We start from the raw sequence: 12438 nt of genomic DNA, 5'->3' as shown, positions 1-12438 counted from the left end.
GGCTCCGGCATCTCCCTCGGCCACCCCGTCGGCGCGACCGGCGCCCGCATCCTCGCCACGCTCGCCCGCGAGATGCACCGCCGCGAGGCCCGCTACGGCCTGGAGACCATGTGCATCGGCGGCGGCCAGGGCCTCGCCGCGATCTTCGAACGCGTCGCCTGACCCCGCGTCCCCAGCCCGCGTGGGGCCCGGTCACCGCTCGTACCGGTCGGCCTAACGCGTCCAGGCGGGGTTGCGGCCGCTGCGGGCGATCAGGCGGTCCAGCGCCGGGGCGTCGCTCGCGACCGGGACGGGCGGCCCGAACGCGGCGTCCGGCGGACGGGGCCCGTCCTCGTCGGGCAGCGACGCGAACAGCGTGAGGCAGGTCTCCGCCTCCTCCGCCGGGACGTCGTAGGACTGCCCGGTCGCGCGGGCGAGGTCCCACCCGTGCACGACCAGCTCGTCCAGCGCGACGCGCGCGAGGATAGGAGCGGGCAGCGTGACCCCGCCCGCCTCGCCCATGCCCTCCCACGCCGACGGCTCCCGCCACGCCTCGACGAGCTCCTTGAGCTGCCGGTCGACGCGCTCGCGCCAGTCGGCCGGGAGGTTGGCGGCGTCCGGGCGGGGCGGCCGGCTGGATCCCGGCTCGATCGCCTTGCGCGCCACCAGGGCGAACGCCCCGGTGAGGCCGTTCACGTGGTCGAGCAGGTCGGCGACGGACATGTCCGCGCACGGGGTCGGGGCGTCCAGCGCGTCGCCGGGGATTCCGGCGAGCACGCCGGCGAGGCGGCGCGCGGCGGGCTCGAAGTCGAACTCGACGGCCATCTGGTCTCCTCTTCTCAGAGTGCTTCACCCGGATGGACCGGCCGCGCCGCCGGAACTCATCGGCCGCGCGGGAAACCGCGGGGAAGCCGCGAGGGGAGCCGCAAGGGAGGGCGTCCGGCCGGTGACCGCGCGTGTCCGGCCCGGACGGCTTTCACGCATAAGCTACTGCCGAGTAGTATTCGGGACCCGGATGAAGTGCGGTATGTCGCGAGCCCTTACGCTGACAGCCAACGGCCCGTACCCAGGAGGACGGAACAAGTGCTCTACGCCACGACGTTGATAATCGGCCTCGTCGGCACGGCGGTCGCCTTGGCGCTCGCCGGCCGCCGGGTGCTGTTCCTGTGGACCTGGTTCAAGAGCGGGCAGCCCGACCCGGACCGCGTCCTCACCGTCAAGCGGGACAAGAAGGGCGACGTCGAAGGCCAGGTCGTCGAGGTCATGGGGCAGCGCAAGCTGCTCAAGTGGACCGTGGCGGGCGCCGCGCACGCGGCGGTCATGTGGGCCTTCATCCTGCTGATCACCGTCTACCTGGAGGCGGCCGTCGCGCTGCTGTTCGGGCTGGACAAGCACATCCCGGGGCTGCAGACCTGGGGCCCGATCGGGTTCGTCCAGGACACGATCGCCCTCGCCTGCGCCATCGGCCTCGCCGTGTTCGCCTTCATCCGGATGAAGAACTCGCCCGCCAAGCTGGACCGCAAGTCCCGGTTCAAGGGCTCGCACACCGGCGGCGCGTGGCTGATCCTGGTGATGATCTTCAACGTCATCTGGACGATGTTCTTCTTCCGGGGCGTCGAGTGGGCCAACGGCAACCTCGACTACGGCAAGGGCGCCTACTTCTCCTACGCGGTCGGCCAGCTGTTCAAGGGCCTGTCCCACAGCACCCTGGACGTCCTGGAGGCCGTCGGCCTGCTGCTGCACATCGGCGTCGCGCTCGTCTTCCTGGTGATCGTCGTCAACAGCAAGCACCTGCACATCTTCATCGCGCCGCTGAACGTCATGTTCAAGCGCCGCCCGGACGGCCTGGGCGCGGCCCAGCCGATGATGAGCAAGGGCAAGCCGCTCGACTTCGAGGAGGCCGACCCCGACGAGGACACCTTCGGCCGCGGCAAGATCGAGGACTTCACCTGGAAGGGCTACCTCGACATGGCGACCTGCACCGAGTGCGGTCGCTGCCAGTCCCAGTGCCCCGCCTGGAACACCGGCAAGCCGCTGTCGCCGAAGATGGTCATCCTCGACCTGCGCGACCACGCCTTCGCCAAGGCCCCCTACATGCTCGCCTCCGAGGAGGAGCGCGCGAAGTTCACCGACGAGCAGAAGCTCGCCATGGAGGTGGACAAGGAACTGGTCGGCGAGGACGGGGTCATCCACCCGGACGTCCTGTGGTCCTGCACCAACTGCGGCGCGTGCGTCGAGCAGTGCCCGGTGGACATCGAGCACATCGACCACATCCTGGACATGCGCCGGTTCCAGGTCATGATCGAGTCCTCGTTCCCGAGCGAGGCGGGCGTCATGCTCAAGAACCTCGAGAACAAGGGCAACCCGTGGGGCATGTCCGAGATGAAGCGCCTCGAGTGGATCGAGGAGCTGGACTTCGAGGTCCAGGTCGTCGAGGACAAGATGCCCGAGGACACCGAGTACCTGTTCTGGGTCGGCTGCGCCGGCGCCCTGGAGGACCGGGCCAAGAAGACCACCAAGGCCGTCGCCGAGCTGCTGCACATCGCGGACGTCAAGTTCGCGGTGCTCGGCCCGGCGGAGGCGTGCACCGGTGACCCGGCGCGCCGCCTGGGCATGGAGTTCGTCTTCCAGATGCTCGGCCAGCAGAACGTCGAGACGCTGAACGACGCGGGCGTGAAGAAGATCGTCGCGACCTGCCCGCACTGCTTCAACACCCTGGCGAACGAGTACCCGCAGATCGGCGGGAACTACGAGGTCGTCCACCACACCCAGCTGCTCGCGCACCTGGTCGAGGAGGGCAGGCTCACCCCGGTCACCCCGATCGAGGAGAAGATCACCTACCACGACCCCTGCTTCCTGGGCCGCCACAACAAGGTCTACAAGCAGCCGCGCGACATCATGGCGACCGTCCCCGGCGTCCAGACGCAGGAGATGCACCGGCACAAGGACCGCGGCTTCTGCTGCGGCGCCGGCGGCGCGCGGATGTGGATGGAGGAGCGCATCGGCAAGCGCATCAACACCGAGCGCGTGGACGAGGCCCTCACCACCGACCCCGACACCGTCTCCACCGCGTGCCCGTTCTGCCTGGTGATGCTCGGCGACGCGATCAACGAGAAGAAGAACGCGGGCGAGGCCAAGGAGTCGCTGGAGGTCGTGGACGTCTCCCAGCTGCTCATCCGCTCCGTCAAGGGCGAGCCGGTGGCCGCCGCGGCCGAGTGACGGTCCGGCCCGCCTGACGCCTCAGCGGCCTTCTGACGGCCCCGATCCGGATTTCCTCCGGATCGGGGCCGTTCGCCGTTTCCGGGGCGGTGGGGCCGGAGTGTCGCGGAATGCCCTTCGGGACTCGGGTGCCGCACCCTAAGGTTGGACATATCGCCCGTATCGGCCCGTCCGCGCCTCGGGCCGATACGGGCGGCCTCCCGCGCCGGGTCAAGAGATCCCGGAGAGATCATGGGGGCCCGGGGACGCGGTTTCCCTCCCCGGCCGTCCCGCCGCCCTGGTAGGACCGGACGCATGGCGATCGTGATGGCGCTGGCGTCCCTGCTGATGACCCTGTTCGGCGGGATCGTCGCCATGCGCGTCCGCGACCGCCGGCACCTCGTCCTCGGCCTGGCCGGCGGCCTGATCCTCGGCGTCGCCGCGTTCGACCTGGTCCCCGAGTCGCTGCGGCTGACCGACCTGCGCGTGCTGCGGGTGGAGGCCCCGATGGTCGGCTTCGCCGTCGGCTTCCTGCTGCTCCACGTGATCGAGCAGCTCTCGGCCATCCACCAGGCCCACGAGGGCGAGTACGCCCCGCACCAGCACCCGCACGGCCACGGGCATCCCGGCAGGGGCGGCCACATCGGCATCCTCGCCGCGTGCGCCCTGGTCGGGCACAGCATGGTGGACGGGCTGAGCATCGGCCTCGGCTACCAGTCGGGCGGGGACGTCGGCCTGTTCGTCGCCCTCGCGGTCATCGCGCACGACTTCGCGGACGGCTTCAACACCTTCACCGCCGCGTCCCTGAACCGCGCCGACCGGCGTCCGGCGATCGTGCTGCTCGCCCTGGACGCGGTCGCGCCGGTCGTGGGCGCCGCCCTGACGCTGCTGGTGACCGTCCCGAAGTCCGTCCTCGGCATCTACCTGGGGTTCTTCGCCGGGATCCTGCTGTACCTGGCGGCGGGGGAGATCCTGCCGGAGGCGCACAGCCGCCATCCCCGCGTTCTGACGCTGTGCGCCACGGGCGCGGGGCTGCTCGCCGTCATGGGGATCATGGCCCTCGGAGAGTGACCGTCCAGGGTCGGCTTGGCGGAAAAGCGAAACGGGGCCGTCCCCGGAGGGACGGCCCCGCCTCAGCGCGGATCCGCGCGAGTCAGGAGGTGATCTTGGACATGAAGTCCGGGTTGGCCTTCAGCCACTCCTCGACGCCCTGCTGCTCGCGGCCCTTGTACTTGTTCATGATGTTGTCCTCCAGCGGGAACAGCTGCTGGTCGGCCATCTTGAACTTCTTCAGCCAGCCGGCGACCTCCGGGAAGTCGGCGCCGAACCCCTTGCGGGCCATCACGTAGGACTTCTCCGCGCTCCCGAAGGAGCCCTTCGGGTCGGCCAGCGGCTTGATCGGGAACTTGCTGTAGGCCCAGTGCGGCTTCCACAGCGTGACCACGATCGGCGCCTTGGCGGCCGACGCGCGGGTCAGCTCCGCCAGCATCGCCGGGGTGCTGCTCTGCACGAGCGTGAACTTGCCGTCCAGCCCGTACTGCGGCAGCACCTTCGTCTTCGCGATCTTCATCTCGCCCGCGCTGGGCTCGATGCCGACGATCCGGTTCCTGTACCGCGCCGGGTCCTTGGCGAGGTCGGCGACCGAGTTGGCCGGGTCGTCCTTCAGGACGGCCAGCTGCATCGACGCGTCGTCGTACCAGGCCCCGAGGTTCTCCAGCTTGTCCTTGTACTTGCTGTAGTAGTCGGCGTGCGTCGCGGGCAGCCACGAGTCGAGGAACAGGTCCACGTTGCCGTTGGCCAGGCCGGCGTACAGCGGACCGGCGTCCACCTGCTCCAGCTTGACCTTGTAGCCCTTGTCCTCCAGCGTGCGCTTCCAGAGGTGGCTGATCGCCACGTCCTCGTCCCACGGGATGTAGCCGATCGTGATCGTCTTGCCCTTGCCGCCGGCGCCCTCACCCGTCCCGGCGACGCCGAGGCCGGTCGCGAGCAGCACGACCACCAGCAGGCCGGACAGCGCGAACACCGGACGCGGCCGGTAGTGCACGACCAGGTCCCAGCCGCGGGTGTGCGCCCCGGACCGGCTGCGCCGGGTGACCGGGTTCAGCCGCTCGCCGAGCGCGCCGGTCAGCCGGTCCAGCGTGATCGCCAGGACGACGACCGCGACACCGGCGTTCACGCCGCCCGAGATGTCGAGCTGGGTGATCGCGCCGAACACCTCGGTGCCGAGGCCCTGCGCGCCGACCATGCCGGAGATGACCACCATGGACAGCGCCAGCATGATCACCTGGTTCACGCCGGCCATGATCGTGCCGAGCGCGAGCGGCAGCTGCACGCGCAGCAGCGTCCGCGCGGGCGGCGTGCCGAACGCGTCGGCCGCCTCGACCATCTCCTTGTCCACCTGGCCGATGCCGAGCTGGGTCAGCCGGACGCCGGGCGGCAGCGAGAAGATCATCGTCGCGATGATGCCCGGCACCTGCCCGATGCCGAAGAAGAACACCGCGGGCAGCAGGTACACGAACGCGGGCATCGTCTGCATGAAGTCCAGCACCGGCCGGACCACCGCGGAGAAGCGCGGGCTGCGCGCCGCGAGGATGCCGACCGGGATGCCGACCAGCAGCGCCGCCGCGGACGACACCAGCACCTGCGCGAGGGTGGACATCGCCGCTTCCCACTCGCCCAGGTTGTCGATCAGCATCATGCCGGCGAAACTGAGGACGGCGGCCAGCGGACCGCGCAGCCAGAGCGCGACCATCGCCACGACCAGCGCGAACGCGACGGCCGGCGGGGCCTGCAGGGCGGTCTCCAGATGATCGACGAACCCGCCGATCACCACGTTGACCGCGTGGAAGACGGGCTCGCCGTGCTCGGTCAGCCAGCCGACGGCATGGTCGGCCCAGTCGCCGACGGGGAGCTTACGCACCGGCCAGCACCTCCGCCTCGTCCTCGACGACGATCCGGTGCTCGCCGGTGTTGCTCGCCTGGCCCAGCGCGGCCAGCAGCGTCACCCGCGGGATCACGCCGAGCAGCCGTCCCGCGCCGTCGCAGACGGGCAGCGGCAGGGCGCTCTCGGCGGACGCGCTGAACAGCTCGGCGATCGGGGTGTCCGGCGTGACCGGCTCCAGACCGCCCTCGACCAGCTCGTCCAGCGTGGTCGCGCCGTCCCGGACGGCCCGCGCCGTCGGCTCGGCGTACACCGCGCCCATCAGCTTGCGGTCGCGGCCCACGACGAACGCGCCGGCCACCTGGGCCTCGCGCATCGCCCGGACGGCCGCGCGCGGCCCCGCGGCCGGGTTCACCACGGCGACCGGCTTCTCCATGACGGAGCTGGCGGTCAGCACGCGGGTCCGGTCCACGTCCGCGACGAACTGCGCCACATAGTCGTTCGCCGGGTCCATCAGAATCTCCTCGGCGGTGCCGATCTGCATGATCCGGCCACCCCGCATCATCGCGATGCGGTCGCCGAGGCGCATGGCCTCGTTGAGGTCGTGGGTGATGAACACAATCGTCTTGCCGAGCTCGTTCTGAAGCTCCAGCAGCAGTTCCTGCATCTCCCGCCGAATGAGCGGGTCGAGGGCGCTGAACGCCTCGTCCATCAGCAGGATGTCGGTGCCGGACGTGAGCGCCCGGGCGATACCGACACGCTGCTGCATACCGCCGGACAACTCGTGCGGGAACTTGTCCTCCCACCCGCCGAGTCCGACGGTCTTGAGGAACTCACCGGCCTTCTCGTGCCGTTCTCTCTTCGAGACGCCCTGGACTTCGAGGGCGTACGCCGCGTTCTCCAGAACGGTGCGATGAGGGAAGAGCGCGAAGTGCTGGAAGACCATGCTGACCTTGCTCTGCCGGGCCTCGCGCAGCTCCTTGGCGGAGAGCTGCGTGAGGTCGGTGCCGTCGATCAGCACCGCGCCCGAGGTGGGCTCCAGCAGCCCGTTCAGCATCCTGATCAGCGTGGACTTGCCCGAACCGGACAGGCCCATCACCACGAAGATCTCACCCTCGTGGACGTCGAAGGTGCAGTCGATGACCGCGGGCGTGGCCCCCAGCTCGCGCACCTCATCCGGCGACGAACCGGCCTTCAGCCGGCGCGTCGCCTCGGCGGCCTTGCGGCCGAACACTTTGTAGACGCTTTCCGCGCGGAGTGTGGACACGTTCTCCTCTCTCGTTCCCACGGGCGTCCGTTGGGGTCGGATGCCGAGGCCCGCGTCCAGGGCGCCGCGCCGGGCGTGAACCCGGTGCGGCACCCTGAGCGTGGGCGGGGAACTAGTCTCGAGTTGCGCTTGTCCGTGCTTTGCGCTTTTGCGGGACTCTCCCTTGCACAGCACCGTCAATCGGGACCCGCGACCGCGGACACGCGATGCGGCTGTCAACCAATCGCCGACGCTATGCGTCGTTCGAATTTACCGGCATATCGAGAAACTTTCACCTTCAGGTGACCTCGGTCACAAGGCGCGCCTAAGAGGTTTGAAAAGCAAAAAGGCCGCCTACGCGCGCGCGTAGACGGCCTTCCGGAGTGCTCCGGTCAGAGCTTGGTGATGTGGAAGTTCACGTAGGAACGCGACGGCGTCGGCCCCCGCTGGTCCTGGTACCGCGACCCGTAGCGCTCCGACCCGTAGGGGTACTCGGCCGGCGAGCTCGTCCGGAACAGGCACATCTGGCCGATCTTCATCCCCGGCCACAGCTTGATCGGCAGCGTCGCCACGTTCGACAGCTCCAGCGTCACGTGCCCGCTGAACCCGGGGTCGATCCACCCCGCCGTCGAGTGCGTCAGCAGCCCCAGCCGCCCCAGCGACGACTTGCCCTCCAGCCGCGCGGCCAGGTCGTCCGGCAGCCCGAACACCTCGTACGTCGAGGCCAGCACGAACTCCCCGGGGTGCAGCACGAACGCCTCGTCCGGCGCCACCTCGACGAGCCGGGTCAGGTCCGGCTGCTCCTCGGCCGGGTCGATGTGCGGGTACTTGTGGTTCTCGAACACCCGGAAGTACCGGTCCAGTCGCACGTCCACGCTGGACGGCTGAACCATCTCGGGCTGGAACGGCTCGATCCGCACCCGCCCGGACTCGATCTCTGACCTGATATCGCCATCGGAAAGCAGCACGTCAGCAAGGTACCGTCTCCCCGCCCCACCCGAAGCGCGCCCAACCGACATGCAAGCACCCCCGCACGTCCGGTAGCATGTCCCCGTTCGCCGACACCACAGGCGAACCACGCGGGTGTAGTTCAATGGTAGAACTTCAGCTTCCCAAGCTGACAGCGCGGGTTCGATTCCCGTCACCCGCTCCACACAAAGGCCCAGGCCAGGGACAAGATCCCAAGCCTGGGCCTTCGCCGTTCCCGGGCCCCGAACGGCCCGCGTGCCATCAACGTGCCATCAGCCCACACCGGGACGAGCTCCGGCCCACCCCGCCATCGTTGTCATTCCCTGACCCTGAGGACCTGGACCGGTTAGCTGAAGGCCCAGGTGATTGGGGGGATCGGGCTGTCGGGGTTGGGGGCCTTGTAGATGATGCCGGTGGCTCGCACCTTGCCTGGCACCTCGAAGACGGCCCATCCGCGCACGCAGTTTCCCGCCCGGATGTTGCGCGGGCTGATCGGGTACAAGGGGACCTCGTAGTTCTTGGCCAGCGGTTCTTCCGGCTGGACGGTGGAACCGTCGGGCAGCCGAAGCGACCACGCCTGGACGGCCACGGTCGTGAACTGCGTGGTGGCCCGCTTCATGCATGTCTCCACCTCCGCCCCGGCCCACTCGAAGCCGGTGCGCGGAAGGTACCGGCCTGGCAGCGGCTGCCGGTAGGTGAACGCGGTGACGGACGCCGCGATGTACGGGGTCGCGGCCGTCCCCGGGGTGCCGAGCTGGAGCTCCGCGGGGGCGCTCGGGGACGTCGGGGTCGGCGTCGGTTCCTGGGGTTTGGGCGGGCTGGTCTCGGCCTTCGGCGCGAGCGGGTTGGAGCAGGCGGTGAGGGCGAGGCCGAGGACGGTGAGGGCGGCGGCGATCCGCGCGGTCATGGCGGCTCCTGGGCGGTGGGTGTGGTGCCGTTGGGACGCACCGCCCCCGAATCCGGTTCACTCGGCCCCGTCGAAGGCCGTGGTAGGCCAACCTCCTGGCGGGGGATTCGGAATTGGGGAGGGCGCGTGGAGTTGGGTGGAGGGCTTCGGGAGGACGTCGAGACTCTGTGGCGGTATCACGACATGAGGCACTCGGTTCGGCCCTGTGATGTCGGGGTTGGGCTGGGGAGTCATGACCTTGGGGTGGCCACCTTCACGGCGGAGTTGTATCAGCGGGGCATGTTTCCTCGGGTGGTCTTCACGGGGGCCAATGCGCCGACGACCGTTGAGCGGTTTCCGCGTGGCGAGGCCGTTCACTATCGGGAGCATGCCATCGGGCTCGGTGTTCCTGACGAGGTGATCCTGGTCGAAAGGGAGGCCAGGAACACCGGGGAGAACATCGCGTTCACGCGGAAGCTGCTCGGTGACGTGGGGGTCGAGGTTCGGTCGGCGATTCTGGTGTCGCGGCCCTATCAGCAGCGGCGCGTGTACTCGACGGCGAAGAAGTTGTGGCCGGAGTTGGAGGTCGTCTGCGCTTCACGGCCTCTCTCCCTTGACGACTACATCGAGAACATCGGGGACGTGAAGCGTGTGGTCGACATGCTGGTGGGGGACACCCAGCGGGTCATGGTCTATCCCGAGCGGGGATTCGCGATTCCCCAGCAGGTGCCGGACGAGGTCGAGGACGCCTATCAGCGGCTGGTGGACGCGGGGTTCACGAGCAGGCTGATCCGAGGCGCAGGAACCGGTGGGTGAGGCCGGGCGTCCCAGCGGGGTGAGCGTTGCGACGACGGTTCTGCCGCTGGCGGGAGTGGTACTCGGTTCCGCCGGGACCCTGATCGGGCAGTACCTCTCCACTCGGGTCGAGGCTCGGAAGACGCGGTTCGAGCAGGTGAGGGCGGAGCGGTCGGAACGCAAGGAGGCGTTCATGGAGGCGGCTCGCCAAGAGGTCGGCATGGCCGATGAGCCGCTGCGGAGGGGGCTCCCCGAGGCCGAAGCCGGTGGTTAAGGGTTCGCCCGGTGTGCGTGCGGGTTCGTAGGATCGCCGTATGGGTGATCAAGAACTGCCGCGCTACCGGGTGCTGACCGGGCCGGATGACGCCGCGTTCTGCCGACGCGTCAGCGAGGCCCTGGACCTCGGGTACGAGCTGCACGGGTCGCCGTCCGTGACGTTCAACGGGGATCGGGTCATCGTCGCCCAGGCGCTGGTCCGCCGACAGGACGGCTGAGCCCGACCGCCGTAGAAGAGGGGCGATGAGTCGTGCGGAGTTTCGACGAACTGGTGGCCGAGGCGTCCGAGGTCTCCGTTGACGGCTGGGACTTCTCCTGGCTGGACGGACGGGCCACGGAAGAGCGGCCGTCCTGGGGGTACGCGCGGTTGATGGCCTCGCGCCTCGCGGACGTCCGGTCGGCGCTGGACGTCCAGACCGGCGGCGGCGAGGTGCTCGCGCAGGCCGCGAGCCTGCCGGTGACCATGGCGGCCACCGAGTCGTGGCCTCCGAACGCGGCCAAGGCGACCCGGCTGCTCGGGCCGCGCGGGGTGGTGGTCGTCGCGACGCCGGACGAGCCGCCGCTGCCGTTCGCGGACGGGGCGTTCGAGCTGGTCACGTGCAGGCATCCGGCGACGGTGTGGTGGGACGAGATCGCGCGGGTGCTGGAGCCCGGCGGGACGTACCTCGCGCAGCATGTCGGGCCGGCGAGCGTGTTCGAGGTGGTGGAGTACTTCCTCGGGCCGCAGCCGGAGGCGCGGCGTGCAAGAGACCCCGAGGCGGAGGCGGCGGCCGCGCGGGCGGCCGGTCTGGAGATCGTGGATCTGCGGACCGAGCGGCTGCGGATGGAGTTCCTCGACGTCGGGGCGATGATCTACTTCCTGCGCAAGGTGATCTGGATCGTCCCCGGGTTCAGTGTCGGGAAGTACCGGGACCGGCTCCGGGAGCTGGACGAGCTGATCAGGCGGGACGGGCCGTTCGTCGCGCATTCGACGCGGACCTTGATCGAGGCGCGGAAGCCGGGGCCGGCGTAGCGGGAGAGCCGATCGTCGCCGGACGGCCTCGCCGCGGCCAGGCATCCGAAAGTGCCGGTCTCATCGCTCAACGGGGTTTTTCCGCACGCGCACGGGCGGCCGGATAGCGGCGAAGGCGGCCGTTCAGGATGACGCGGTCAGCGCTCACATTGGGTACGGGCGCGGTCACATTGCCGGTACCAGGCGTTTCCCGTGGTGCCTGCCGGGAATTCTGCTCCCATCGAGGGAACGGAGGCGGGGCCCATGGAGGTCGTCATCGAAATGACCTTGCCGAGGGACGCGGAAAGCGCACCCATCGCGCGGCAGACGTTGGACGCCTCGCTTCGCGGGCTCGGAGTCGACTCGGACGTGCGGGCGGACATCGCCCTCGCGCTCGGCGAGGCCTGCGCGAACGTCATCCAGCACGCCGTGTCCAGCACCGCCTACGAGGTACGCGCCCAGCTCGACCAGGCACGCTGCGTCGTGGACGTGATCGACGGGGGCGGCGGGGGCGCCCCGAACAGCTGGGCGGGGACGCACGACCCCGTGCACGCCGAGCACGGCCGCGGCCTGACGCTGATGCACGCCTTCACCGACGACCTGGAGATCAGCGGACGGGCCGACAAGGAGGGGGCGGTCGTCCATTTCGAGAAATCCTTCGGCTGAGCGTCCGGATAAGAGCGCGGCGGACGAGCCGCCGCATTTACCGCCGAATGTGAAAGGCCCCGCCTCCGGTCAGGGAGGCGGGGCCTTTTCGCTGCCGTCAGCCGGTGACGGCGAGCTCGTGCCGGACCGGCTTCGGACGCGGAGCCTCACCGACCCCGGCGGCGGACGGCGCCTTTCCCGCAGCCGCGGACGCGGCCTTTCCGCCGGACGCCGCCTTCTCACCCGCCGGGGCGTTCGCGCCGCCGGGGGCGTTCGCGCCGGACGGGACCTTCCCGCCGGGCGCGCCCTGCCGCGCACCCGACGCGCAGGTCACCGACGACACCCGCATGACCTCGGGGCCGAGGTGGGCGAGCGGCGCGGTCAGCTCCATCGCGGTGACCCGGGTGCCGTTCGGCGTCCGCTCCTGCTTGTTGAGGACGAGCGCGACCCGGCCCATCTTCGGCAGGTCCACCGGGACGGTGGTGTTGGGCGCGGGCGCGACCGGCAGCTGCTTCCCGGCGATCCTGGCGCCGACCAGGGTCCGGTACCGGCACGTGGTCAGCTCCGACAAC

Annotated in this window: 12 protein-coding genes, 1 tRNA gene and 1 pseudogene; 8 read left to right on the top strand and 6 right to left on the bottom strand. The window is 69.9% G+C overall.

The genetic code is table 11. The annotated features are described in order from the left end of the window. Positions 1-162, top strand: a pseudogene (locus tag AB0J52_RS11680) (acetyl-CoA C-acyltransferase); the annotation flags it as partial. 51 nt (positions 163-213) lie between these two features. Here the strand turns inward: AB0J52_RS11680 and AB0J52_RS11675 are convergent. Then, positions 214-804, bottom strand: coding sequence for a TIGR03086 family metal-binding protein (locus tag AB0J52_RS11675; protein ID WP_500181532.1), 591 nt, complete (start codon positions 802-804; stop codon positions 214-216). 258 nt (positions 805-1062) lie between these two features. On the opposite strand from AB0J52_RS11675, the gene AB0J52_RS11670 reads away from it, so the two are divergent. Both AB0J52_RS11670 and AB0J52_RS11665 read left to right on the top strand, forming a co-directional pair. Next, a complete protein-coding gene (locus tag AB0J52_RS11670) occupies positions 1063-3198 on the top strand; it encodes a (Fe-S)-binding protein (RefSeq protein WP_500181531.1) in 2136 nt (711 codons plus the stop codon). 294 nt (positions 3199-3492) lie between these two features. Then, positions 3493-4248, top strand: a complete 756-nt coding sequence (locus AB0J52_RS11665) for a ZIP family metal transporter (protein WP_500181530.1) — start codon at positions 3493-3495, stop codon at positions 4246-4248. Positions 4249-4330: 82 nt separating this feature from the next. Here AB0J52_RS11665 and AB0J52_RS11660 read toward each other — a convergent pair whose 3' ends face one another. The 3 genes from AB0J52_RS11660 to dcd all read right to left on the bottom strand — a co-directional run bounded on the left by AB0J52_RS11660 (position 4331) and on the right by dcd (position 8272). Further along, a complete protein-coding gene (locus tag AB0J52_RS11660; RefSeq protein WP_500181529.1) occupies positions 4331-6097 on the bottom strand; it encodes an ABC transporter permease/substrate binding protein in 1767 nt (588 codons plus the stop codon). Then, positions 6090-7325, bottom strand: a complete 1236-nt coding sequence (locus AB0J52_RS11655; protein WP_500181528.1) for a quaternary amine ABC transporter ATP-binding protein — start codon at positions 7323-7325, stop codon at positions 6090-6092. Before AB0J52_RS11655 ends, AB0J52_RS11660 begins: the two co-directional genes overlap by 8 nt. A 371-nt stretch (positions 7326-7696) precedes the next feature. Further along, positions 7697-8272 carry a dCTP deaminase gene (dcd, locus tag AB0J52_RS11650; RefSeq protein WP_500181527.1) on the bottom strand — a complete coding sequence of 192 codons (576 nt, stop codon included), beginning with the start codon at positions 8270-8272 and terminating at the stop codon, positions 7697-7699. 111 nt (positions 8273-8383) lie between these two features. On the opposite strand from dcd, the gene AB0J52_RS11645 reads away from it, so the two are divergent. Next, positions 8384-8457 (top strand) — tRNA-Gly (locus AB0J52_RS11645). A 162-nt stretch (positions 8458-8619) separates the two neighbouring features. On the opposite strand, the gene AB0J52_RS11640 is transcribed toward AB0J52_RS11645, so the two are convergent. After that, positions 8620-9180: a hypothetical protein gene (locus AB0J52_RS11640; RefSeq protein ID WP_500181526.1), complete on the bottom strand. Its 561-nt coding sequence runs from the start codon at positions 9178-9180 to the stop codon at positions 8620-8622. Between the two features lie 243 nt (positions 9181-9423). Here AB0J52_RS11640 and AB0J52_RS11635 point away from each other — a divergent pair, with 243 nt between their 5' ends. From AB0J52_RS11635 to AB0J52_RS11620, 4 genes are all read left to right on the top strand, one after another. Beyond that, a complete protein-coding gene (locus tag AB0J52_RS11635; protein WP_500181525.1) occupies positions 9424-9975 on the top strand; it encodes a YdcF family protein in 552 nt (183 codons plus the stop codon). Between the two features lie 293 nt (positions 9976-10268). After that, positions 10269-10448 (top strand): DUF1737 domain-containing protein, encoded by a 180-nt coding sequence (locus tag AB0J52_RS11630; protein ID WP_500181524.1) that lies wholly within the window; start codon positions 10269-10271, stop codon positions 10446-10448. A 32-nt stretch (positions 10449-10480) separates the two neighbouring features. Further along, positions 10481-11242, top strand: a complete 762-nt coding sequence (locus tag AB0J52_RS11625; RefSeq protein ID WP_500181523.1) for a methyltransferase domain-containing protein — start codon at positions 10481-10483, stop codon at positions 11240-11242. Positions 11243-11485: 243 nt separating this feature from the next. Further along, positions 11486-11887 (top strand): ATP-binding protein, encoded by a 402-nt coding sequence (locus AB0J52_RS11620; protein ID WP_500181522.1) that lies wholly within the window; start codon positions 11486-11488, stop codon positions 11885-11887. A 97-nt stretch (positions 11888-11984) separates the two neighbouring features. Here the strand turns inward: AB0J52_RS11620 and AB0J52_RS11615 are convergent. Further along, the coding region (locus AB0J52_RS11615) for a choice-of-anchor P family protein (RefSeq protein ID WP_500181521.1) at positions 11985-12438 on the bottom strand (454 nt) is incomplete at its 5' end.

It is taken from the genome of Spirillospora sp. NPDC049652, assembly GCF_040675125.1.
Lineage (GTDB): Bacteria > Actinomycetota > Actinomycetes > Streptosporangiales > Streptosporangiaceae > Spirillospora.
Note: the sequence above shows the minus strand (reverse complement) of the source record. Positions and strands in the feature narration are given on the sequence as shown.

Coding starts and splice junctions, on each gene's coding strand:
- AB0J52_RS11640 (WP_500181526.1), bottom strand. CDS start 9,180: ATGACCGCGCGGATCGCCGCCGCCCTCACCGTCCTCGGCCTCGCCCTC.
- AB0J52_RS11665 (WP_500181530.1), top strand. CDS start 3,493: ATGGCGATCGTGATGGCGCTGGCGTCCCTGCTGATGACCCTGTTCGGC.
- AB0J52_RS11620 (WP_500181522.1), top strand. CDS start 11,486: ATGGAGGTCGTCATCGAAATGACCTTGCCGAGGGACGCGGAAAGCGCA.
- AB0J52_RS11675 (WP_500181532.1), bottom strand. CDS start 804: ATGGCCGTCGAGTTCGACTTCGAGCCCGCCGCGCGCCGCCTCGCCGGC.
- AB0J52_RS11630 (WP_500181524.1), top strand. CDS start 10,269: ATGGGTGATCAAGAACTGCCGCGCTACCGGGTGCTGACCGGGCCGGAT.